Source organism: Streptomyces sp. NPDC033845 (assembly GCF_055576225.1).
Genome location: NZ_JBVIRI010000013.1, coordinates 43,992 through 64,835 on the forward strand (window position 1 = coordinate 43,992; position 20,844 = coordinate 64,835).

Annotated in this window: 21 protein-coding genes; 11 read left to right on the forward strand and 10 right to left on the reverse strand. The window is 70.8% G+C overall.

Translation table 11 applies throughout. The features are described 5' to 3' along the window. Positions 1 to 54: 54 nt before the first annotated feature. Together ACZ50K_RS25895 and ACZ50K_RS25900 are read left to right on the forward strand one after the other, a co-directional pair. Positions 55 to 705 (forward strand): HAD family hydrolase, encoded by a 651-nt coding sequence (locus tag ACZ50K_RS25895; protein ID WP_468907336.1) that lies wholly within the window; start codon positions 55 to 57, stop codon positions 703 to 705. Between the two features lie 76 nt (positions 706 to 781). Next, a complete protein-coding gene (locus ACZ50K_RS25900; protein ID WP_468907338.1) occupies positions 782 to 1,909 on the forward strand; it encodes a globin domain-containing protein in 1,128 nt (375 codons plus the stop codon). A gap of 58 nt (positions 1,910 to 1,967) precedes the next feature. Here the strand turns inward: ACZ50K_RS25900 and ACZ50K_RS25905 are convergent, their stop codons facing one another. The 4 genes from ACZ50K_RS25905 to ACZ50K_RS25920 are packed head-to-tail and all read right to left on the reverse strand — an operon-like array spanning position 1,968 to position 4,538. Continuing rightward, positions 1,968 to 2,447 carry an NUDIX domain-containing protein gene (locus ACZ50K_RS25905; RefSeq protein ID WP_468907340.1) on the reverse strand — a complete coding sequence of 160 codons (480 nt, stop codon included), beginning with the start codon at positions 2,445 to 2,447 and terminating at the stop codon, positions 1,968 to 1,970. Between the two features lie 38 nt (positions 2,448 to 2,485). After that, the gene (locus ACZ50K_RS25910) at positions 2,486 to 3,625 is read right to left on the reverse strand and encodes a cystathionine gamma-lyase (RefSeq protein ID WP_468907342.1); all 1,140 of its coding nucleotides are present in this window, start codon (positions 3,623 to 3,625) and stop codon (positions 2,486 to 2,488) included. Then, positions 3,622 to 4,155 carry a low molecular weight protein-tyrosine-phosphatase gene (locus ACZ50K_RS25915; protein ID WP_468907344.1) on the reverse strand — a complete coding sequence of 178 codons (534 nt, stop codon included), beginning with the start codon at positions 4,153 to 4,155 and terminating at the stop codon, positions 3,622 to 3,624. Before ACZ50K_RS25915 ends, ACZ50K_RS25910 begins: the two co-directional genes overlap by 4 nt. Positions 4,156 to 4,163: 8 nt before the next feature. Continuing rightward, positions 4,164 to 4,538, reverse strand: a complete 375-nt coding sequence (locus ACZ50K_RS25920) for a phage holin family protein (RefSeq protein ID WP_468907345.1) — start codon at positions 4,536 to 4,538, stop codon at positions 4,164 to 4,166. Between the two features lie 45 nt (positions 4,539 to 4,583). Between ACZ50K_RS25920 and ACZ50K_RS25925 the strand changes: the two genes are divergently transcribed. The 4 genes from ACZ50K_RS25925 to ACZ50K_RS25940 all read left to right on the forward strand — a co-directional run bounded on the left by ACZ50K_RS25925 (position 4,584) and on the right by ACZ50K_RS25940 (position 6,747). Continuing rightward, on the forward strand, positions 4,584 to 4,901 hold the full coding sequence (locus ACZ50K_RS25925) for a cupin domain-containing protein (RefSeq protein WP_468907562.1): 318 nt from the start codon (positions 4,584 to 4,586) through the stop codon (positions 4,899 to 4,901). Positions 4,902 to 5,048: 147 nt separating this feature from the next. Next, the gene (locus tag ACZ50K_RS25930) at positions 5,049 to 5,279 is read left to right on the forward strand and encodes a DUF5326 family protein (RefSeq protein WP_468907347.1); all 231 of its coding nucleotides are present in this window, start codon (positions 5,049 to 5,051) and stop codon (positions 5,277 to 5,279) included. A gap of 183 nt (positions 5,280 to 5,462) precedes the next feature. Continuing rightward, positions 5,463 to 6,200 carry an IclR family transcriptional regulator gene (locus ACZ50K_RS25935; RefSeq protein ID WP_468907563.1) on the forward strand — a complete coding sequence of 246 codons (738 nt, stop codon included), beginning with the start codon at positions 5,463 to 5,465 and terminating at the stop codon, positions 6,198 to 6,200. A gap of 97 nt (positions 6,201 to 6,297) precedes the next feature. Beyond that, positions 6,298 to 6,747, forward strand: coding sequence for an SsgA family sporulation/cell division regulator (locus ACZ50K_RS25940; protein ID WP_468907349.1), 450 nt, complete (start codon positions 6,298 to 6,300; stop codon positions 6,745 to 6,747). A gap of 86 nt (positions 6,748 to 6,833) precedes the next feature. On the opposite strand, the gene ACZ50K_RS25945 is transcribed toward ACZ50K_RS25940, so the two are convergent. Beyond that, on the reverse strand, positions 6,834 to 8,309 hold the full coding sequence (locus ACZ50K_RS25945) for a YibE/F family protein (protein ID WP_468907351.1): 1,476 nt from the start codon (positions 8,307 to 8,309) through the stop codon (positions 6,834 to 6,836). Between the two features lie 201 nt (positions 8,310 to 8,510). Between ACZ50K_RS25945 and thiC the strand changes: the two genes are divergently transcribed. Both thiC and ACZ50K_RS25955 read left to right on the forward strand, forming a co-directional pair. Next, positions 8,511 to 10,289, forward strand: a complete 1,779-nt coding sequence (gene thiC, locus ACZ50K_RS25950) for a phosphomethylpyrimidine synthase ThiC (protein WP_468907352.1) — start codon at positions 8,511 to 8,513, stop codon at positions 10,287 to 10,289. 178 nt (positions 10,290 to 10,467) lie between these two features. Next, entirely contained in the window at positions 10,468 to 11,511 is a 1,044-nt protein-coding gene (locus tag ACZ50K_RS25955; RefSeq protein WP_468907564.1) for an aldo/keto reductase, read from the forward strand. A 71-nt stretch (positions 11,512 to 11,582) separates the two neighbouring features. On the opposite strand, the gene ACZ50K_RS25960 is transcribed toward ACZ50K_RS25955, so the two are convergent. From ACZ50K_RS25960 to ACZ50K_RS25975, 4 genes are all read right to left on the reverse strand, one after another. Continuing rightward, a complete protein-coding gene (locus ACZ50K_RS25960; RefSeq protein WP_468907354.1) occupies positions 11,583 to 12,653 on the reverse strand; it encodes a glycosyltransferase in 1,071 nt (356 codons plus the stop codon). Positions 12,654 to 12,823: 170 nt separating this feature from the next. After that, the gene (locus ACZ50K_RS25965; protein ID WP_468907356.1) at positions 12,824 to 13,693 is read right to left on the reverse strand and encodes a hypothetical protein; all 870 of its coding nucleotides are present in this window, start codon (positions 13,691 to 13,693) and stop codon (positions 12,824 to 12,826) included. 184 nt (positions 13,694 to 13,877) lie between these two features. Then, complete coding sequence (locus ACZ50K_RS25970; RefSeq protein WP_468907566.1) at positions 13,878 to 14,984, reverse strand: metallophosphoesterase; 1,107 nt, start codon at positions 14,982 to 14,984, stop codon at positions 13,878 to 13,880. Between the two features lie 161 nt (positions 14,985 to 15,145). After that, positions 15,146 to 16,261: a LacI family DNA-binding transcriptional regulator gene (locus ACZ50K_RS25975; RefSeq protein ID WP_468907357.1), complete on the reverse strand. Its 1,116-nt coding sequence runs from the start codon at positions 16,259 to 16,261 to the stop codon at positions 15,146 to 15,148. 350 nt (positions 16,262 to 16,611) lie between these two features. Here ACZ50K_RS25975 and hisC point away from each other — a divergent pair, with 350 nt between their 5' ends. Next, the gene (gene hisC / locus ACZ50K_RS25980) at positions 16,612 to 17,694 is read left to right on the forward strand and encodes a histidinol-phosphate transaminase (RefSeq protein WP_468907358.1); all 1,083 of its coding nucleotides are present in this window, start codon (positions 16,612 to 16,614) and stop codon (positions 17,692 to 17,694) included. A 45-nt stretch (positions 17,695 to 17,739) separates the two neighbouring features. Here the strand turns inward: hisC and ACZ50K_RS25985 are convergent, their stop codons facing one another. Continuing rightward, positions 17,740 to 18,108: a cyclophilin-like fold protein gene (locus ACZ50K_RS25985; protein WP_468907360.1), complete on the reverse strand. Its 369-nt coding sequence runs from the start codon at positions 18,106 to 18,108 to the stop codon at positions 17,740 to 17,742. Positions 18,109 to 18,295: 187 nt separating this feature from the next. Here ACZ50K_RS25985 and ACZ50K_RS25990 point away from each other — a divergent pair, with 187 nt between their 5' ends. Further along, positions 18,296 to 19,804 carry a cytochrome ubiquinol oxidase subunit I gene (locus ACZ50K_RS25990; RefSeq protein ID WP_468907362.1) on the forward strand — a complete coding sequence of 503 codons (1,509 nt, stop codon included), beginning with the start codon at positions 18,296 to 18,298 and terminating at the stop codon, positions 19,802 to 19,804. 21 nt (positions 19,805 to 19,825) lie between these two features. Then, the gene (gene cydB / locus ACZ50K_RS25995) at positions 19,826 to 20,830 is read left to right on the forward strand and encodes a cytochrome d ubiquinol oxidase subunit II (protein ID WP_468907364.1); all 1,005 of its coding nucleotides are present in this window, start codon (positions 19,826 to 19,828) and stop codon (positions 20,828 to 20,830) included. Positions 20,831 to 20,844: the final 14 nt, after the last annotated feature.

A 20,844-nucleotide genomic window follows, 5' to 3' on the forward strand; every position in this document is an offset into this window, starting at 1 on the left:
GTTTCACGTGAAACACGCTGTTTCACGTGAAACGCACGCACTAGCCTCGTTCCCATGACCCGCCTGCACCTGTTCGATCTCGACGGCACCCTGATGTACGGCACGGCGGCCCCCGTGGAGCTCTCCCGGCAGCTGGGCCTGCTGACCGAGATCGCGGAACTGGAGCGCGCCTTCAGCGCCCGGGAGATCGGCCCGCCGGAGTTCGCGGTGGGGGTGCACTCCCTGTGGTCGGGGCTGACCCGGGCGCATGTGCGGGCGGCCTTCGACGGGGCGCCCTGGCTGGCCGGGATTAGGGAGGTGTGGCAGGAGATCCGGGAGCGCGGGGAGTACTGCGCGGTGATCTCGCTGTCCCCGTCCTTCTTCGTGGAACTGCTGCTGGAGTGGGGCGCGCACGCGGCGCACGGCTCGGTCTTCCCCGAGGTGCCCTTCACCCGGCCCGTGGAACTGGCCGGCCTACTGACCCCGGAGGGGAAGCTGGAGGTCGCGGACCGGCTGTGCGAGCGCTTCGGGCTGACCCGGGCCGACTGCGTGGCCTACGGGGACTCGATGACCGACGCGGTGCTCTTCGGGGCGGTGCCGGTCTCGGTGGCGGTCAACGCCCGGCCGTATCTCGCGGAGCGTGCCACCTGGGTCTATCAGGGGCGGGATCTGCGGGAGGCCTACCGGCTGATCGACGGGGTGCGCAAGGGAGTTGAGGCATCTTAAGGGGAAAGGGGGTTCGAAGCGCTGAATTTGCGCAATTGCCCGCAGCACCGATACCGGGCTGGCATGCTGCGAACTCATGGAGCCCTCCCCCGATGCCGTGCTCATCCGCCGCACCCTTACGGAGATCGCACCCGTCGCCGACAAGGTGACCTCTTTCTTCTACGCGCTCGTGTTCACCGGCCACCCCGAAGTGCGGTCGATGTTCCCGGTGGCGATGGACGTGCAGCGCGACCGGTTGCTGAAGGCCCTGCTGACGGCCGCCGAGCACATCGACGACCCCGAGGTGCTCACGGACTATCTGCGGCGGCTGGGCACCGGCCACCGCAAGTACGGGACCCGCTCCGAGCACTACCCGGTGATCGGTGAGGCGCTGATCGGCGCGCTGTCCCGGTACGCCGAGCGGACCTGGGGCCCGGAGACCGAGGCCGCCTGGGTGCGGACGTACACCGCCATCTCCCAGATCATGATCGACGCGGCCGCCGAGGACGGACAGCACACCCCGCCCTGGTGGCAGGCGGAGGTGGTCGCCCATGATCTGCGGACCCCGGACATCGCGGTGGTGACGGTCCGCCCGGACCAGCCGTACCCCTTCCTGGCCGGGCAGTACACCAGCCTGGAGACCCCCTGGTGGCCCCGGGTGTGGCGGCACTACTCCTTCGCCTCGGCCCCCCGCTCGGACGGGCTGCTGTCCTTCCATGTGAAGGCCGTCCCGGCCGGCTGGGTCTCCAACGCCCTGGTCCGGCACGCCCGGCCCGGGGACGTGCTGCGGCTGGGCCCGCCGGCCGGCTCGATGGTGGTGGACCACAGCACCGACAACGGGATGCTCTGCCTCGGCGGCGGCACCGGGATCGCCCCGATCAAGGCGCTGATCGAGGATGTGGCGGAGCACGGGGAGCGGCGCCCGGTGGAGGTGTTCTTCGGGGCCCGCTCGGACGGGGACCTGTACGACAAGGACACCCTGCTGGGCCTCCAGCGTTCCCATCCCTGGCTGTCGGTGCGGCCGGTGGTGGGGGACGGGCTGGCCGGCCAGCTGCCCCAGGCGGTGGGCGAGAACGGGCCCTGGAGCTCGTACGACGCCTTCATATCCGGGCCGCCCGGGCTGATCAGAACCGGGGTGGACGCGCTGAAGCGGATCGGGATACCGGGGGACCGGATCCGGCACGACGCGGTGGAGGAACTGGCCGGAGCGGGAGTCGCCGGCTGACGGCCGGGGCCGGCGGTCGCGGGCTGAGGGGCCGCGGCGGGCCCCTCAGCGCCGGAGGTCAGCCCAGGTCGGGCGCGTGCATGGCGCGGACGCCCTCGATGTTCCCGTCGAGGTAGTGCCGCAGGGACAGCGGAACCAGATGGACCGCCGCGATGCCGACCCTGCTGAAGGGCACCCGGACGATCTCGTACTCGCCCTCGGGATGGTCGACTTCGGGGCCGTGGCGCAGCCCGGGGTCCATGGATTCCAGTCGGCAGACGAAGAAGTGCTGGACCTTGCAGCCGGTGACGCCTCCGTCGGCGATGTGCTCGACGGTGTCGACGAAGCACGGCACCACATCGGTGATCTTCGCGCCGAGTTCCTCATGGATCTCGCGATGCAGCGCGTGGACGACGGTGGCGTCCGATGGCTCCACTCCCCCGCCGGGGGTCAGCCAGTACGGGTCGATTCCGGGCTTGGTTCGTTTGATCAGGATGAGGTCGTCACCGTCGAGCAGGATCGCGCGGGCGGTGCGTTTGACCACGGGACGTTCGGTCATGGAAGAAGAGTGGCCCGGTCTCGGACTTCTGAAACGCCTCAGGCGCCTCCGGCCGTCCGGTCCAGGGCCCGCAGCACGTCCGCGACCAGGTCCTCGGTGTCCTCGGCACCGGCGGAGAACCGGATGAACCCCTCGGGGACCGCGTCCCCGCCCCAGCGTCCGCGCCGTTCGGCGGTGGAACGGACCCCGCCGAAGCTGGTGGCGTCCTCGACCAGGGTCAGGGCCCGCAGGAAGCGGTCCGCGTGGTCGCGGTCGGCGAGGGTGAAGGAGACCACCGAGCCGTGGCCGCGCATCTGCTGGGCGGCCGTCTTGTGCGAGGGGTCCCCGGGGAGGCCGGGGTAGCGCAGTCCGGTCACCTCCGGCCGTTCGGCCAGGGCCTCGGCGAGGGCCAGGGCGTTGGCCCACTGCCGGTGGGTGCGCAGCTGGATGGTGGCCAGCGAGCGGTGGGCCAGCCAGGCCTCCATCGGCCCGGGAATGGCCCCGACGATCTTGCGCCAGCGCCGGATCCCGGCGGCGAGCTCGGAGTTCCGGCAGCTGACGTAGCCCAGCAGTAGGTCCCCGTGGCCGGTGAGCCCCTTGGTGCCGCTGGCCACGGAGAAGTCCGCGCCCAGTTCCAGGGGCCGCTGCCCGAGCGGGGTGGCCAGGGTGTTGTCCACGGCGACCAGGGTGCCGCCGGCCCGGGCGGCCTCGGCCAGCCGCCGGATGTCGCAGACGTCCAGCCCCGGGTTGGAGGGGGATTCGATCCAGAGCAGCCGGGCCCCGTCCAGCTCGGCGAGCTGGGCCTCCCGCGCGGTGGGCGCGGTCCGCACCCGGATCCCGTACGCCTCCAGCTGTTCGCGGACCAGCGGGAGCACCTGGTAGCCGTCGTCGGGGAGCACCACCGTGTCCCCGGCCCGGGCCTGGGAGAGCAGGACGGCGGAGACCGCGGCCATGCCGGAGGCGAAGACCACGGTCTCCACCCCTTCCTCCCCGGGGGCCTCCAGCTCGCCGATGGCCCGTTCCAGCAGGGTCCAGGTGGGGTTGGTGTCGCGGGCGTAGGTGTACGGGCCGTCCACCTCGCCGGGCAGGTGGAAGTGCGAGGCGAAGACCGGGCCCGGCAGGGTGGGCTGGTTCTTGACGGGCTCGGGGAGGCCGGCGCGGACGGCCCGGGTGCCGTCGCCGAGGGGGGTGCTGGTCATCTGTTCTGCTCCTTGGGATGCTGCTCGGCCGGGGGTGGGGCGAGGGCCATGCGTACGGCGGCCAGCAGGCCGGGGCCCGCGGCCTCGACCAGCTCCAGGCATTCCTCGAACCCGTCGAGCCCGCCGTAGTACGGATCGGGTACGTCCCATTGCCCGTCGGTGCCGGGGCCCGGGCCGGCGGCCGGGTCGTACGAGCGGAGCAGCCGGACCTTGGCGGCGTCGGCCGGGGTGGGGGCGAGGGCGCGGAGCTCGCGCAGGTGCCCGGCGTCCAGGGCCACGACCAGGTCGAGTTCGCCGAACCAGGAGGCCCGGAACTGCCGGGCCCGGTGGTCCTGCGGATAGCCGGCGGACTCCAGGACGCCGACCGTGCGCGGGTCGGCTCCGTCGCCCTCGTGCCAGCCGCCGGTGCCGGCGCTGTCCACCCGGACCCGTCCGGCCAGGCCGGCTTCCGCGACCTGGGCGCGGAAGACGGCCTCGGCCATGGGCGAGCGGCAGATGTTGCCGGTGCAGACGAAGCAGACGCGGTACACGGGCCGGCTCAGTTGTCGGGGAGGGCCATGTTCACGGCCCAGGAGACGATGGAGATGATCAGGCCACCGACCAGGGCGCTGAGGAACCCGTTGACATGGAAGTCGAGGTCGAGCTTGTCGGCCAGCCAGGAGGTCAGCATCAGCATCAGCGCGTTCACCACCAGGGTGAACAGCCCGAGGGTCAGGATGAACAGCGGCAGCGACAGGAGCTTCACCACCGGCTTGACGATGAGGTTGACCAGCCCGAAGACCAGAGCGACCAGAACCAGGGAGAGGGCCTTGTGGCCGGTGTTCTCACCGGTCAGGGTGATCCCGGAGACCAGCCAGATGGCGACGGCCAGGGCGGCCGCGTTGGCGAGCGTCTTGACTACGAAGTTCGTCATGGGTCCGATCGTTGCAGAGAAGCGGAAGAAAGGGTGAAGGGGAACATGAAGGCGTTCCGGCTGGACGAACTGGAGGCGGAGCGGGTCGCGAACGAGGGCGCGTACCTGCAGTTCCTGCGTGAGCGGAACATGTCGGTCGGGCTGTACGCGCTCGATGCCGGACAGAGCGACCCGCAGTCCCCCCACAAGCAGGACGAGGTGTATTTCGTGGTGAGCGGGCGGGCCTCGATCACCGTGGGGGAGGAGACCACCACGGTGGCCCGGGGCAGCGTGGTCTACGTGCCGGCCGGGGTGCCGCACCGCTTCCACCACATCAGCGAGGACCTGAAGGTGCTCGTGGTGTTCTCTCCTCCGGAGGGCTGAGTCCCCGGGGCGTACGGGTCCGAAGCGCCGGCCCCCTAGGGGGCGGTTCAGGGGACGGCGGGGGCCCGGAGCCCCCCTTTCCGGCCGGTCGCCTCCTAGTCTCGAAGACAGGAAGTGACACGGCGGGAAGAGGAGAGAGGTCGAGCCATGGACGGCATCCGGCAGGTGTTCGCAGGCATGCCCTGGTGGGTCAAGTGGGTCGCGGTTCCGGTGCTGGCGCTGTTCGTCTTCGGCGGACTGATCACCAGCATCCTGAGCGCGCTGATCACCTTCGCCCTCCAGGTGCTGCTGTTCGTCGCGCTGGTCGGCGGTCTGGTCTTCGTGGTGAAGCGGTTCGGCGGGGACGGCGCCTCGAAGTCCTCGGGCGGCGGCTGGTAGCCCCGACGGCCCAGCGCATTGGGCCGCCCGGGCGAACGTCGGGCCCCTGGGGACCCGAACCGGCGGTTCCCGGGCCGCCGGCGGATAGGGTCACCATCCGTGCCGTGCCCGGGCACCCGAGCCCCCGCCGTCACGCCTCGGGGGTGAGCTGTGTCTTCGGCTGGCAATGCCGCCGTGCCGACCTTGATCGGTTCGGTGCAGCGGGCGCTGAGGCTCCTCGAAGCGGCGGGATCCCATAGCGGGGGAGCTCCCGCCAAACTGCTGGCGCGCGAGGCCGGGCTCCCGCTCCCCACCGCTTACCACCTGCTGCGCACGCTCACCCACGAGGGATATCTGCGGCGCGAGAACGGGGTGTTCCTGCTCGGCGGCGCGGCTGAGCGGCTGGCCTGCGCCGGAGTGCAGCAGAAACGTCGCAGCATGATCCTCGACTCCTTGCCGCACTTCCGTGAAGTGGTCGGCGCTCCGGTCTACTTCGCGGTCTACCGCGAGGGCGAGATCGAGGTCCTGGGAGTCTGTGACACCGCCACCGACCCCGCCTGCGAGGAGTGGGCGGACTTCCGGGAGACCGGCCACGCGCACGCCATCGGCCAGTGCCTGCTCGGCCAACTCGACCCGGAGGCCCGTCGGGACCACTACGACCGCCATCCGGTCGGCGCCATCACCCCTTACACCGTCCGGGACATGAAGGGAATGGAACGGCGAATTTCCGCCATGGGTCGGACGGGTCCGGTTACGGAGCGTCAGGAGTACGTGCTGGGCACGGTATGCGGCGCGATTCCGATCGCGACCGGTGATGCGGCGGCAACCCTGGCGATTTCGCTGCCTTTGCACCAAGAAGACCGGTTGCTCTATGCACTCGATCGACTACGGAATGAAGTAGGCGCGCTGTTGAGCACGCTCTCCTTCTCTATCAGTATCTGAAAACTCACTCCTTGTGATCTGCTAGCGCGTCCACCACGATTGTCAAGACGGCCTTGGGGGACCATTCCTGGCCACTTCCCAACATTGCGGGGTAGGCATGCGCGAGTCGGTACAGGCAGAGGTCATGATGAGCTTCCTCGTTTCCGAGGAGCTCTCGTTCCGGATCCCGGTGGAGCTCCGGTACGAGGCCCGCGATCCCTACGCGGTGCGCCTGACCTTCCACCTCCCCGGAGACGCGCCCGTGACCTGGGCGTTCGGCCGGGAGCTGCTCCTCGACGGCATCAACAAGCCGTGCGGGGACGGCGATGTGCACATCGCCCCCAGTGACCCCGAGGAGCTGTCCGACGTCCACATCCGGCTCCAGGTCGGCAGCGACCGGGCCCTGTTCCGGGCCGGCGCGGCACCCCTGGTGGCCTTCCTCGACCGGACCGACCGACTGGTGCCGCTCGGCCGGGAGCGCGACCTCGGCGACTTCGAGGAGAACCTGGACGACGCGCTCGTCAGGATCCTGGAAGGCGCCGGGCAGAACGGGCGCAACGCGGGCTGAGCAGCGGCCGACACGAGCCGGGCACCGGTCGGGCACCGGCTGCCCACCGACCGGACGCGGGCCGGACGCGGGCCGGGCGCCCGCCGTCAGCGCTTGCGGCGACGGCCACGACCGCCGCGCACCGGCCCCGAACCGGCCGGTGCGGCGGCCGGGGACCCCGGCCGGTCCGCCGAAACCACCAGCGCCGCAAGGGCCGTTGTCACCGGAACCGAGGCGACCAGCCCGATCGAGCCCACCAGGGTCCGGACGATCTCCTCGGCCACCAGCTCGCTGTTGGCCACCGAACCCATGCTGCTGTTGGCGATCGAGAAGAGCAGCAGCAGCGGCAGGGCGGCACCCGCGTAGGCCAGCACCAGGGTGTTGACCACCGAGGCGATGTGGTCGCGGCCGATCCGGATGCCCGCCCGGTACAGGGCCCTCGGCCCCATCGCCGGGTCCGCCGCGTGCAGTTCCCACACCGCCGAGGTCTGGGTGACCGTCACGTCGTCCAGCACACCGAGCGATCCGATGATCACGCCCGCCAGCAGCAGACCGCTCATGTCGATCTCCGGGTACAGCCCGTGGATCAGACCGGTGTTGTCGTCGGTGTTGCCGCTGAGGAACGCCCAGTCGATGAAGAACGAGCCGAGCAGCCCGATCAGCAGCAGCGAGACCAGGGTGCCGAGCACGGCCACCGAGGTCCGGGCGGTCAGCCCGTGGCACATGTAGAGCGCGATGAGCATGATCGCGCTGGCCCCGACCACCGCCACCACCAGGGGGTTGGAGCCCTGCAGGATGGCGGGGAGGATGAACAGGGTCAGCACCCCGAAGCTCACGGCCAGGGCGATCAGGGCGAACAGCCCGCGCAGCCGCCCGACCGCGACCACCGCGATCGCGAAGATCGCGGCCAGCAGGGCCATCGGCAGCTTCCGGTTCACGTCGATGACGGAGTACTGGAGGTCGCGCGGGGCGTCCGGCGCGTAGGCCACCACCACCTCCTGCCCGTCGGCGAGTTGCCGCGGGGCGCCCGGCTGGACGATCTCGACGAAGGTGCGGCCCTTGTCGGGCCCGCCGCTGACCTCGACGGTGGCCTTCTTGCAGGTGCCGTTCGCCGCGGCCAGCGCCTCGCGCCCCTCCGGGGTGGAGCTGTCGCCGGTGGGCGGGACCTGCCCCGCGTTCACCGACTTGCAGTCCACCGTCTCCAGCGCCACCACCTTGGCGGCCCGGGTCTGCCGGTCGAAGCCGACCCCGGTCCGCTCGTGGCCGGGGGCCCCGCCGGGCCACAGCACCACCAGCCCGACCAGGACGGCGGTGGCGAACGGGATCAGCACCGCGGCGATGACCTTGCGCAGATGCCGGGAGACCGGAGCGGCCGGCCCGTGCCCGTGGCTGTGCCCATGGCTGTGCCCGCCATGGCCACCATGGCCGTGCCCGCCGTGCCCGCCGTCATCGTGCCCGTCGTGGTCGTGGCCGCCAGGGCCGTGCCCGCCGTGGCTGTCGTGGCCGGGTGCTGGGCGGCCGGGACCGCCCGTGCTACCCGTGGGTTCGGTGGGGCCGGTGGGGGGCTGCGGCGAGGACGTCACCGGCTGATCATCGCAAGAGATGAGGGGGCCCACTGTTCAGCACGCCACACATGACGCTAGCGTGGGGGCTACTTTGCACAACGCGGGAGCTCGGAGCACCGGGCTGAGAGGGCGCTGATCACCGTACGCAGGTACGGGAGGAGGCTGCGTCGACCGCCGAACCTGTTACCGGGTAATGCCGGCGTAGGGAGATCAGGTCTCATGACCATTCAGGATGCACACACGCCTGCCGTCAGCCAGGAAGGCGCGGAGCGCAAGCCGGGCTGGCACAAGGGATACGTCGCGGGCTCCCGCCCCGACATCCGGGTGCCGGTCCGCCAGGTCCACCTGACCAACGGCAAGGACGTCACCCTGTACGACACGTCCGGCCCGTACACCGACCCGCAGATCGAGACGGACGTCCGGCGTGGACTCGCCCCGCTGCGCGAGAACTGGATCATCGCCCGGGGGGACACCGAGGAGTACGCCGGCCGTCCGGCCCGCCCCGAGGACGACGGCATCCGGCACACCTCGCCGCGCGGCGGCCTCAAGAACCTCGACGCGGTCTTCCCGGGCCGTCCGCGGCTCCCCCGCCGGGGCCGCGGGGGCCAGGCCGTCACCCAGCTCGCGTACGCCCGCCGCGGCGAGATCACCCCGGAGATGGAGTACGTCGCGATCCGCGAGAACGTCTCCCCCGAGGTGGTCCGCGAGGAGATCGCCGCCGGCCGCGCGGTGCTCCCGGCGAACGTCAACCACCCCGAGATCGAACCGATGATCATCGGCAAGCGGTTCCTGGTGAAGGTCAACGCCAACATCGGCAACTCCGCCGTCACCTCCTCCATCGAGGAGGAGGTCGACAAGATGACCTGGGCCACCAAGTGGGGCGCCGACACGGTCATGGACCTCTCCACCGGCCGCAACATCCACACCACCCGCGAGTGGGTGCTGCGCAACTCCCCCGTCCCGATCGGCACCGTCCCGCTCTACCAGGCACTGGAGAAGGTCGACGGCCGCGCCGAGGACCTCACCTGGGAGATCTACAAGGACACCGTCATCGAGCAGGCCGAGCAGGGCGTGGACTACATGACGGTGCACGCCGGCGTGCTCCTGCCGTACGTCCCGCTGACCGCCCGTCGCAAGACCGGCATCGTCTCCCGCGGCGGCTCGATCATGGCCGCCTGGTGCCTGGCGCACCACCAGGAGAACTTCCTCTACACCCACTTCGAGGAGCTCTGCGAGATCCTCGCGGCGTACGACGTCACGTACTCCCTCGGCGACGGCCTGCGCCCCGGCTCCATCGCGGACGCCAACGACGAGGCGCAGTTCGCCGAACTGAGGACGCTGGGCGAGCTCAACACCATCGCCAAGCGGCACAACGTCCAGACGATGATCGAGGGCCCGGGCCATGTCCCGATGCACAAGATCAAGGAGAACATCGACCTCCAGCAGGAGATCTGCGAGGAGGCCCCGTTCTACACCCTGGGCCCGCTCACCACCGACGTCGCGCCCGCCTACGACCACATCACCTCGGGCATCGGCGCCGCGATGATCGCCTGGTGGGGCACCGCGATGCTCTGCTACGTCACGCCCAAGGAGCACCTGGGCCTGCCCAACCGGGACGACGTCAAGACCGGTGTGATCACCTACAAGATCTCGGCGCACGCCGCCGACCTCGCCAAGGGCCACCCCGGCGCCCAGGAATGGGACGACGCGCTGTCCGACGCCCGTTTCGAGTTCCGCTGGGAGGACCAGTTCAACCTGGCCCTGGACCCGGACACGGCGCGCGAGTTCCACGACGAGACGCTGCCCGCCGAGCCGGCCAAGACCGCGCACTTCTGCTCCATGTGCGGTCCGAAGTTCTGCTCCATGAAGATCTCCCAGGACATCCGCCGGCAGCACGGCGGGGACCTGAGGGCGGAGGAGATCGAGGCCGGGATGGCGGAGAAGTCCGCCGAGTTCGCGGCCTCCGGCGGCCGGGTCTATCTGCCGCTGGCCGACTGACCGGGAGGCCGGACCGGCGGGCCGGCCCACCGACCGGGGGAATCCGAGGGCCCGAGGGGGGGACCTGGGATCGGCGCCGCCCGTGAGAGGACGACCACTCTCGCGGGCGGCGTCCCGCCGCGGCGGAAACGCCTTGCCCTGGAGCGCGCTCCAACTCGTAGGGTCCCCGGTCATGACCATGCGATACAGGTTCCTGGGCGGGACCGGACTCGAAGTGAGCGTGCAGTGCCTCGGCACCATGATGTTCGGGGCGGTCGGCAACCCGGATCACGAGGACTGCGTGCGGATCGTGCACGCGGCCCTGGACGCAGGCATCAACTTCGTGGACACCGCCGACATGTACTCGGCCGGGGAGTCCGAGACGATCGTCGGCAAGGCGCTCCGGGGGGCGCGCCGGGACGAGGTGGTGCTCGCCACCAAGGGGCACTTCCCGATGGGCGAGGGCCGCAACCGGAGCGGCAACTCCCGGCGCTGGCTGACCCGGGCGGTGGAGGACAGCCTGACCCGGCTCGGCACCGAGGTGATCGACCTCTACCAGGTGCACCGGGTGGACCCGCGGACGGACATCGAGGAGACCCTCGGGGTCCTCGGCGACCTGGTGACGGCCGGCAAGATCCGCGCCTTCGGCTGCTCCACCTTCCCGGCCGAGGAGATCGTGCAGGCACACCACGTGGCCGAGCGGCGCGGGCTGCGGCGGTTCCGGACCGAGCAGCCGCCGTACTCGATCCTCGCGCGGGGCGTGGAGCGGGCCGTGCTGCCGGTGGCCCAGCGGACCGGCATGGGGGTGCTGACCTGGAGTCCGCTGGCCTCCGGGTTCCTCAGCGGCCGCTACCGGGCCGGCCGGGAGGTCGACATGAACCGCGGCCGGGCGGCGCTGACCCCGGCGCGTTTCGATCCGTCCATACCCGGGAACCAGGCCAAGCTGGAGGCCGCCGGGGAACTGATCGAGGTGGCCGAGGCCTTCGGCTGCACCCTGCCGGAGCTGGCGGTGGCCTTCCCGCTGGTGCACCCGGCGGTGACCTCGGTGATCATCGGGCCGCGGACCATGGAGCAGCTCCAGTCCCTGCTGAAGGGGGTGTCGGTGGTGCCGGACGACGCGACCCTGGACCGGATCGACGAGATCGTGCCGCCGGGCACCGATCTGTACCGGCCCGACGGCGTCTGGCAGCCCGCCGCGCTGACCGAGCCCGGCCTGCGGCGGCGGGCCGTCGGGGACCGCTGACCGGCGGACCTGAAGCCCGGCCCGGCCCGGGCCCGGTCCGGCCCAGGTCTGGTCCAGGTCTGGTCCGGGCTTCAGGCCTGGGCCGGGACTCCCCCCAGCCGGTCCAGGGCGAAACCCCGGTTGAGGAGGGTCTGCCGGCGGTGGGCGGCCGGCAGGTCGGGCAGCTCCAGCAGCCGCTCGCAGGCCCGCAGGGACGCGGCGTGGTCACCGACCCAGTAGGCGGTGATCGAGTACTCGAAGAGCAGCCCCCACCGGTACACCCAGGGCTGGGTGAACAGGATGTCGTCCGGCGCGGGCCGGTCCAGTACGGCGCCGAGGACGGCGTGCGCGGCCCGGTGCCGGTGGCGCAGCCGGAGCCTGGAGGCCAGCTCGTAGCAGGCCTCCAGGCGTTCCGGGCGGGCCTCCCAGGCGCGGGTGAGGGCGTCCATGCCGCCGGGCCAGTCCCCGGAGTCGGCGCGCAGCACACCGGACTGGAGGAGGGAGCAGTACACCTCCTCGGCCCAGCCGCCCATGGCGGCGCGCAGCTCGTAGAGCCGGACGGCCTCGGCGGTGTCGCCCATGTCCCGCATGGTCTGGGCGAGGTAGAAGACGGTGCGGGTGTTCTCCGGGTCCCGTTCGTGTTCGGCGGTCAGCAGGCGGGCGTCGCGTTCGAACTTGTCGTGCTTGGAGCCGCCGTCCCCGTGGTCCTCGATGGTCAGGGCGTCCAGCGGGCCCTCGGTCTCGGCCCGGTCGCAGGTCAGGTACTCGTGGGTGGCGCCCTCGTAGCGCCAGGGCAGGGCGGCGCGGACCAGCCGTTTGATCCGGTACTCGGTCGGCCCCTCGTGCCGCAGCAGATAGGAGTCGCCGGTCAGCGGGGGCAGCGGGGCGTCCTGGCGGAGCACCAGGTCGGCGTCGAGCAGCAGCAGCCAGTCGGCGCGGCCGCGGGCCAGGGTCCGGGCGTCGGCGAGGTTCCGGCTCCGGTTGTGCCCGAAGTTCACCCAGGGCTCCTCGACGAGCTCGCCGGGGATGCCGTCCAGGGCCTGGCGGATCAGTTGCTGGGTGCCGTCGGTGGAGCCGGTGTCGGTGATCACCCAGGTGTCGACCAGGTGCCGCACGGAGGCCAGACAGCGCTCGATGACGGCGGATTCGTTCTTGACGATCATGCAGAGGCAGAGGGTCGGCCGGGTCGGCCGGGTCGTTCGATCGAGTTTCACGGCCGGAGACCCTAGGGACGGGCGGCCGGGCACGGGGTGCGGCACGCCGGGCCGGGACGGGCGGCCGTCCGGTACGCACCCGAGTGGGGGTAGCGGCGGTGCGGCCTCCGGCCCGGCCCCTATGCGGGCCCGGGGCGGCCGGAGTCCGGGCCGTCGGGGTCGCGGCCGCCGAGTTCCGGGCCGGTGTAGTCGGGTCCGCTGAAGTCCGGGCTGCTGAAGTCCGGGGCGGTGTAGCCGGGCCGGGGGCCCTGTGAGGGGGCTCCCGGACTGGTGAAGTCGGGCCGGGTGTAGCCCAGGTCGGGGATCCGCCCGGCCTTCGGGGTCCGCGGCACCGGCACCCCGGCCGGGCCGGGTCCGGACAGCGCCTCCCGGAGGAAGGGCAGGATGCCCCGCTCCAGCAGGGCCGCCCGCCAGGCCTCCCGGGCCCGCAGGACCTCGTCCGGCACAGTCTCCTCGGATCCGGCGAGCACCTCGGTGGCGCGGTTGCGGACGGCCGTGACCAGCAGGGCGACCGCCGCGAACAGCAGGGACAGGACGGTCAGCGCGCCGAACAGCCAGCCGGTGGTCAGGATGGTGTCGGCGAGCGCCGGCTCGGGCTCGAACATCCGCAGGATCCAGCCCACCAGCAGGAAGACCACCATGGCGGTGCCCGCCAGGACCGGGGCCAGTACGGCGATCATCGCGCTGATCCCGGCGCCGACCGGACCGTCCGCCGCGGTGATCTCGGCGGTGGCGGCCGCCTGCGCGGCCAGGGCCGCCTCGCGGAGTTCGCCGCGCACCTTCACGTAGTGCTCGTACTCGGTGGCGGCCGCGGTGGCCAGCAGGACGGTGGCGCCGCGGGCCATGGTGCGCAGCTGTTCGGCGTTCAGGCGTTCGCCCAGGGCGGCGAGTTCGGGCCGCTCGGGTGCGGTGCGCAGTACGTCGTCGAGGATTCGGTCGAACTCGGGGCGGTCTTCGGCCTGCAGGTGCCCGGCATTGGTCATGTGCACCCCCGATGCTCCGTGGGGGCCGGTTTACCCGCGTGGACACCGGGCGGCCGACACAAACGGAGGAGAGCCTGCTACGGATAGAGCGATGGTAGAGCGACGGGCCCGCCCTCTGACAGGGGCTTTCAGGAATTAGCCGGTCCGCGGGCCGCTCGGGGGTATCCTCGCGGCCCGCGCGGGGCGGGGGTCAGTCCTGGAGCGGGAGCCGGACCACCAACAGCTTTCCGGCCATCGTCACCCCGCCGTCCATCGCGATGGCCAGGCCGTCGGCGTAGACGTGCGGGCCGTCGACGGCCTCGGGTCCGCGGCTGTCGTCCCCGTCCTCGGTGCCGACCTCGCCCAGCAGGTAGGGGATGGGGCTGTGGCCGTGGACCACGCGGCCGCCGCCGTAGGTGTCCAGGAGCTCGCGGACCGCGACCGGTCCGGTCTCCTGGTCGCGGAAGGCGAACCGCTTGGTGAACTTGCGGAACAGGTCCCAGGTCTCGTCCGCGTCGTTGAGGTTGAGCAGCTCGTGGATGCGGTCGTTGACGTCCTCGATGGAGCTGCCGTAGTCGAGGTAGGCGGTGGTGTCGGAGTGCAGCAGCAGATGGCCGTCCTCCAGGACGGCGGCGTCCAGCCGGGACATCCACTGCAGGTGGACGTCCTCCAGGCGCTCCATGTCGGTGCGCTGGCCGCCGTTGAGCAGCCAGGCGGCCTGGAAGGTGGCGGTGCCGGCGCCGGATGAGACGGGGGTGTCGCCGAAGCGCTTGGCGCCGATCAGCAGGAGTTCGTGGTTGCCCATCAGGGCCTTGCAGTAGCCGCCGGCGGCGGCGGCCTCGGCGGAGAGCCGCATCACGAGGTCGATCACCCCGATGCCGTCGGGGCCGCGGTCGGTGAAGTCGCCGAGGAACCAGAGGCGGGCGGTGCCGGCCGACCAGTGGCCGTCGGCGTCGATCAGGCCCTGGGCGTGGAGTTCGGTGACCAGCTCGTCGAGGTAGCCGTGGACGTCGCCGACCACGTAGAGCGGGCCGGGGCCGGCGGTGCGGTCCGGTTCCTGCTGGGGCACGAGCTGGACGGTGTCCCCCGGGCCGCCGGTGCCGGCTTCGGGGGCCGTGCCGCGGCCGATGACCGGGAGGTCCCGCTGGGTGGGGGTGTAGCCCTCGGGGTCCTCGTACTCCTCGTAGTACGCGGGGTACTCGCCGTACACCGGCGCTTCGGAGGCGGCCGGGGCGGCGGGGACCTGGAAGTCCCGCAGCGTGTCCGTCCGCGTCGCGGGTCCCTGACCGGCCCCCTGAGTCATCGACCCCTCCACCACCGTCGCGCTGCCGTACACCTGCGGACCCTCCTGCCCTCCTCGGCGGAGGGTCCGTGATGTCGTGCGCCCATCATAGGAATGCGGCTCGCGCTCTGTGACGCACCAGGGGTGGTGAATCCTGGGCGGAACCAGCTCTTCCGCCTGATTTGGGGGTAATTGATTCAGTCTCGTGCCGGAGAGCGGGGCGGGCTGACGGTGGTGCGGGGCTGCCTGCGCTGCGAAGAGGTGCGGACGATCAGCTCGGTCGGGACCACCTGCTCCACCGGGCGGCCGGTGTCGACCCCCTCGATCGCGTCGATCAGGAGCTGCACGACGGCGGTCCCGATCCGGCGCGGTTTGAGGGAGAGGGTGGTGATCGGCGGCTCGGTGTTGGCGTAGACGGTGGACTCGCTGCAGCACACCAGCAGCAGGTCCTCGGGGACCCGCAGCCCGTAGCGGCGGGCGGCGGCCAGCAGATCGGTGCCGTTGGGGTCGAAGAGCCCGTAGACGGCGTCGGGCCGGTCGGGGCGGGCGAGCAGCCGGTCGGCCGCGACCGCTCCGGCGCAGGGGTCGTGGGCGGGGTAGGACTCGTAGACGGGATCCTGGCCGACCCGGTCGCACCAGCTGAGGTAGGCGGTGGTGGAGAGCCGGGTGTAGGTGTCGGTGGTGGTGCCGGTGAGCAGGCCGATCCGGCGGGCGCCGGCGGCGGCGAGGTGGTCGAGGAGGTTGAGGACGGCGGCCTCGTGGTCGTTGTCGACCCAGGCGGTGACGGGGACCGCGCCGGCCGGGCGTCCGTCGGAGACGACCGGGAGGCCTTGGCGGACCAGTTCGGTGACCACGGGGTCGTGGTCGGAGGGGTCGATCACCACGGTGCCGTCGAGGGCCACGTTGGACCAGACGTCGTGGCGGGAGGTGGCGGGCAGGATGACCAGGGCGTAGCCGCGGGCGAGCGCGGCGGAGGTGGCGGCCCGGGCCATCTCGGCGAAGTAGGCGAATTCGGTGAAGGTGAAAGGTTCATCCCCGTAGGTGGTCACGGTCAGGCCGATCAGGCCCGACTTGCCGGTACGGAGGGTGCGGGCGGCCGCGGAGGGGCGGTAGCCCAGCCGGTCGGCGACCTCGCGGACATGGCGGCGGGTGGCGTCCGGGAGCCGCCCCTTGCCATTGAGCGCGTCGGAGACGGTCGTGATCGAGACGCCGGCCGCGGCCGCGACGTCCCTGATCCCCGCGCGGCCCGGCCGGCCGGCGGCACGCCGGGTGGTCTCGGTCCGGCTCACCTGATGCTTCCCTGCTGCTGTCATGGCGAGCCGATAGTAGGGCTCGGTGGGGTGGCTGGTCCGTATGCATATGCACGCGTTGACAGGCACGTTTCTGCATGGTTCGCCACCCCCAATGACCTTGGAAACAAAGGGGTTTGGCGGGTACTGATGCCGAGGCGGCTTGTCGTCGGGTAGGGGCATGCCAAATCGGAACGGTCGGTGGCCCGCACCAACTCACCCCTACGAGGGACGCGCGCCACGGCGCAGGCCACCGGCGCGTGCATATATGTACGCGCTCCCCCTCTTTCCCGGCGCCCGCCGTATCCGCCCGGACGGAATCCTCATAAGGTGAGCAGTATTGAGTCGTACGGGAAGGTCGAGGAGGACCTGCGGTGAGCGAGAAGAGCCCGAGGCTGCGCGCCGAGCTGGATGGCATCCCCACCTACAAGCCCGGGAAGCCCGCCGCCGCCGGCGGGCCCGTGGCGTACAAGCTGTCCTCCAACGAGAACCCCTACCCCCCGCTGCCGGGGGTGCTGGAGCAGGCGGTCGCGGCGGCCGCGAACTTCAACCGCTACCCGGACATGGCGTGCACCGGGCTGGTCAACGAGCTGGCCGACCGGTTCGGCGTCCCGGTGGAGCACATCGCCACCGGCACCGGCTCGGTGGGCGTGGCCCAGTCGCTGATCCAGTCCACGGCCGGCCCCGGCGACGAGGTCATGTACGCCTGGCGGTCCTTCGAGGCGTACCCGATCATCACGCGGATCTCCGGGGCCACCCCGGTGCAGGTCCCGCTGACCGCGGGCGATGTGCACGATCTGGACGCGATGGCGGAGGCGATCACCGAGCGGACCCGGCTGATCTTCATCTGCAACCCCAACAACCCCACCGGCACCGTGGTCCGCCGGGCGGAGCTGGAGCGGTTCCTGGACCGGGTGCCCTCCGACGTCCTGGTGGTCCTGGACGAGGCGTACCGGGAGTTCATCCGGGACACCGAGGTGCCGGACGGCATCGAGCTCTACCGGGACCGCCCCAACGTGGCGGTGCTGCGCACCTTCTCCAAGGCCTACGGGCTGGCGGGCCTGCGGGTGGGCTTCGCGGTGGCGCACGAGCCGGTGGCCTCGGCCCTGCGCAAGACGGCGGTGCCGTTCGGGGTGAGCCAGCTGGCCCAGGACGCGGCGGTGGCCTCGTTGCGCGCCGAGGACGAGCTGCTGGGCCGGGTCGGGTCGCTGGTCTGCGAGCGGAACCGGGTGTACGGGACCCTGCTGGAGCAGGGCTGGACCGTGGTGCCGGAGACCCAGGCCAACTTCGTGTGGATGCGGCTGGGGGAGCGGACCGCCGAGTTCGCGGCGGCCTGCGAGGAGGCCGGTGTGGTGGTCCGGCCCTTCGCGGGCGAGGGCCTGCGGGTCACGATCGGTGAGACCGAGGCGAACGACCTCTTCCTGCACACGGCGGAGGCCTTCTTCAAGCAGCTGTAGCAGCTGTAGCGGCCGTCGGGCGGTCGGCGGGGGCGGTCGCGTCGGTCAGACCAGTTCCACGCGGACGGGGTCGCCGTCACGGACGGTGGCCAGCAGGCGGGGGTCGCCGTCGAAGGAGCCGAGCACGTTGCACGGGCTCGCCAGGCGGCTCTCGCCTCCGCGCGAGATGGGAGTGGGGCCGTAGGGGAGCGCGAGGGCGTCCCCCTCGGTCCAGAAGGCCACCGTGCCGGGATCCACGACCTGGCGGGCGTCGTGCTCCAGGGCCACCGAGACCCCGGTGTCGAAGTAGACCTCCTCGCCCCAGGTGTTCGCCGTGGCGGAAATCGGCAGGGCCCGGACGAGGGCCTTGGCGGTCGGGGTGTCGTCGAGGGTCGCGGTGAGCAGGCCGGCGGGCCAGGAGATTCGAATCTGCATGGGCCGTATTCAACAATCTGTTGAATTACTTGGCTAGAGGGGACCCCCCTGGAAGATCCGAAAAGACCGTAGGACATAATGCTTGTGAATGTGAACGCGTTCACAAGCGTGTCCTGTTCATCCCGGGTTGTGAGGGACATAACAGGCAGACTGCGGCTGTGACCACGGCGAAAAAGGAGAAGACGACGTGGACCTGGCTCTGGCGCCGGAGACCCTGGCGCGATGGCAGTTCGGCATCACCACCGTCTACCACTTCCTGTTCGTACCGCTCACGATCTCCCTCGCGGCGCTGGTCGCCGGACTGCAGACCGCCTGGGTGCGCACCGAGAAGCAGAAGTACCTCAGGGCCACCAAGTTCTGGGGCAAGCTCTTCCTGATCAACATCGCGATGGGCGTGGTCACCGGCATCGTCCAGGAGTTCCAGTTCGGCATGAACTGGTCCGACTACTCGCGGTTCGTCGGCGACATCTTCGGCGCCCCGCTCGCCTTCGAAGCCCTGATCGCCTTCTTCTTCGAATCCACCTTCATCGGATTGTGGATCTTCGGCTGGGACAAGCTCCCCAAGAAGATCCACCTCGCCTGCATATGGATGGTCTCCATCGGGACCGTCCTCTCCGCCTACTTCATCCTGGCGGCGAACTCCTGGATGCAGCACCCGGTCGGCTACCGGATCAACGAGGAGCGCGGCCGCGCGGAGCTCACCGACTTCTGGCTGGTGCTCACCCAGAACACCGCCCTCACCCAGTTCTTCCACACCATCACCGCCGCCTTCCTGGTCGGCGGGGCCTTCATGGTCGGCATCGCCGCCTTCCACCTGGCCCGCAAGAAGCACATCCCGGTGATGCGCACCTCGCTGCGGCTCGGCCTGGTGGTCATGATCATCGCCGGACTGGGCACCGCCATCAGCGGTGACCTCCTCGGCAAGGTGATGTTCAAGCAGCAGCCGATGAAGATGGCCGCCGCCGAGGCCCTCTGGGACGGGGAGGCCCCCGCCCCCTTCTCCGTGTTCGCCTACGGAGACGTGGACAAGGGCCACAACAAGGTGGCGATAGAGATCCCCGGCCTGCTGTCCTTCCTGGCCAACGACGACTTCACCTCCTACGTCCCCGGCATCAACGACATCAACAAGGCCGAGCAGGAGAAGTTCGGGCCCGGCGACTACCGCCCCAACATCCCGGTCGCCTACTGGGGCTTCCGCTGGATGATCGGGTTCGGCATGACCTCCCTGGCGCTCGGCATGGCCGGCCTGTGGCTCACCCGCCGGAAGTTCATGCTGGCACCGGGACTGCGCACCGGTGAGGACGAGGTCCCCCACCTGGTGCTCTTCAAGAACACCGCGCTGAACCCCAAGTTCACCCGGTGGTACTGGCTGCTGGCCCTCTGGACCATGGGCTTCCCGCTGATCGCCAACTCCTGGGGCTGGATCTTCACCGAGATGGGCCGCCAGCCCTGGGTGGTCTACGGAGTCCTCCGCACCCGGGACGCGGTCTCCCCCGGCGTCTCCCAGGCCGAGGTGCTCACCTCGATGATCGGCTTCACCCTGCTCTACGCGGTGCTCGCGGTGATCGAGGTCCGGCTGCTGGTCAAGTACGTCAAGGCCGGCCCGCCCGAGCTCACCGAATCCGACCTCAACCCCCCCACCAGGATCGGCGGCGACGACAAGAACGCCGACCGTCCGATGGCCTTCTCCTACTGACCGAGGCTGAGGACCCACAGCATGCAACTCCACGACGTCTGGTTCGTGCTCATCGCCGTCCTGTGGATCGGCTACTTCTTCCTGGAGGGCTTCGACTTCGGAGTCGGGGTCCTCACCAAACTGCTGGCCCGTGACCGCACCGAGAAGCGGGTCCTGATCAACACCATCGGGCCGGTCTGGGACGGAAACGAGGTGTGGCTGCTCACCGCCGGCGGCGCCACCTTCGCCGCCTTCCCGGAGTGGTACGCCACCCTCTTCTCCGGGTTCTACCTCCCGCTGCTGCTGATCCTGGTCTGCCTGATCATCCGCGGGGTGGCCTTCGAGTACCGGGCCAAACGGCCCGAGGACACCTGGCAGCGGAACTGGGAGCAGGCCATCTTCTGGACCTCCCTGATCCCCGCCTTCCTGTGGGGCGTGGCCTTCGCCAACATCGTCCGGGGCGTGAAGATCGACTCCGAGATGGAGTACGTCGGCACCTTCCTGGACCTGCTCAACCCCTACGCCCTGCTCGGCGGCCTGGTCACCCTGACCCTCTTCACCTTCCACGGGGCGGTCTTCACCTCGCTGAAGACCGTGGGCGAGATCCGCGAGCGCTCGCGGCGGCTCGCCACCCGGCTGGGCGTGGTCACCGCGGTGCTGGCCCTGGTCTTCCTGATCTGGACCCAGGTCTCCCGGGGCGACACCAAGAGCCTGGTCGCGATGGTCGTGGCGGTGCTGGCCCTGGTGGGCGCGCTGGGAGCCAATCTGGCCGGACGGGAGGGATGGTCCTTCGGACTGTCCGGGGTCACCATCGCGGCGGCCGTGGCCATGCTGTTCCTGACGCTCTTCCCGAACGTGATGCCCTCCTCGCTGAACGAGGCCTGGAACCTGACGGTCACCAACGCCTCCTCCAGCCCCTACACGCTGAAGATCATGACCTGGTGCGCGGCCATCGCCACCCCGGTGGTGCTCCTCTACCAGGGCTGGACCTACTGGGTGTTCCGCAAGCGGATCGGCACCCAGCACATCGCCGAAGCCGCTCACTGACCCGGAACCCGCCG

Excerpts from the sequence above, each read along its gene's own strand:
- ACZ50K_RS25895 (WP_468907336.1), top strand. The coding sequence starts at position 55 with ATGACCCGCCTGCACCTGTTCGATCTCGACGGCACCCTGATGTACGGC.
- ACZ50K_RS25900 (WP_468907338.1), top strand. The coding sequence starts at position 782 with ATGGAGCCCTCCCCCGATGCCGTGCTCATCCGCCGCACCCTTACGGAG.
- ACZ50K_RS25905 (WP_468907340.1), bottom strand. The coding sequence starts at position 2,447 with ATGACCGAACGTCCCGTGGTCAAACGCACCGCCCGCGCGATCCTGCTC.
- ACZ50K_RS25910 (WP_468907342.1), bottom strand. The coding sequence starts at position 3,625 with ATGACCAGCACCCCCCTCGGCGACGGCACCCGGGCCGTCCGCGCCGGC.
- ACZ50K_RS25920 (WP_468907345.1), bottom strand. The coding sequence starts at position 4,538 with ATGACGAACTTCGTAGTCAAGACGCTCGCCAACGCGGCCGCCCTGGCC.
- ACZ50K_RS25925 (WP_468907562.1), top strand. The coding sequence starts at position 4,584 with ATGAAGGCGTTCCGGCTGGACGAACTGGAGGCGGAGCGGGTCGCGAAC.
- ACZ50K_RS25930 (WP_468907347.1), top strand. The coding sequence starts at position 5,049 with ATGGACGGCATCCGGCAGGTGTTCGCAGGCATGCCCTGGTGGGTCAAG.
- ACZ50K_RS25940 (WP_468907349.1), top strand. The coding sequence starts at position 6,298 with ATGCGCGAGTCGGTACAGGCAGAGGTCATGATGAGCTTCCTCGTTTCC.
- thiC (WP_468907352.1), top strand. The coding sequence starts at position 8,511 with ATGACCATTCAGGATGCACACACGCCTGCCGTCAGCCAGGAAGGCGCG.
- ACZ50K_RS25955 (WP_468907564.1), top strand. The coding sequence starts at position 10,468 with ATGCGATACAGGTTCCTGGGCGGGACCGGACTCGAAGTGAGCGTGCAG.
- ACZ50K_RS25960 (WP_468907354.1), bottom strand. The coding sequence starts at position 12,653 with ATGATCGTCAAGAACGAATCCGCCGTCATCGAGCGCTGTCTGGCCTCC.
- ACZ50K_RS25975 (WP_468907357.1), bottom strand. The coding sequence starts at position 16,261 with ATGACAGCAGCAGGGAAGCATCAGGTGAGCCGGACCGAGACCACCCGG.
- ACZ50K_RS25985 (WP_468907360.1), bottom strand. The coding sequence starts at position 18,108 with ATGCAGATTCGAATCTCCTGGCCCGCCGGCCTGCTCACCGCGACCCTC.
- cydB (WP_468907364.1), top strand. The coding sequence starts at position 19,826 with ATGCAACTCCACGACGTCTGGTTCGTGCTCATCGCCGTCCTGTGGATC.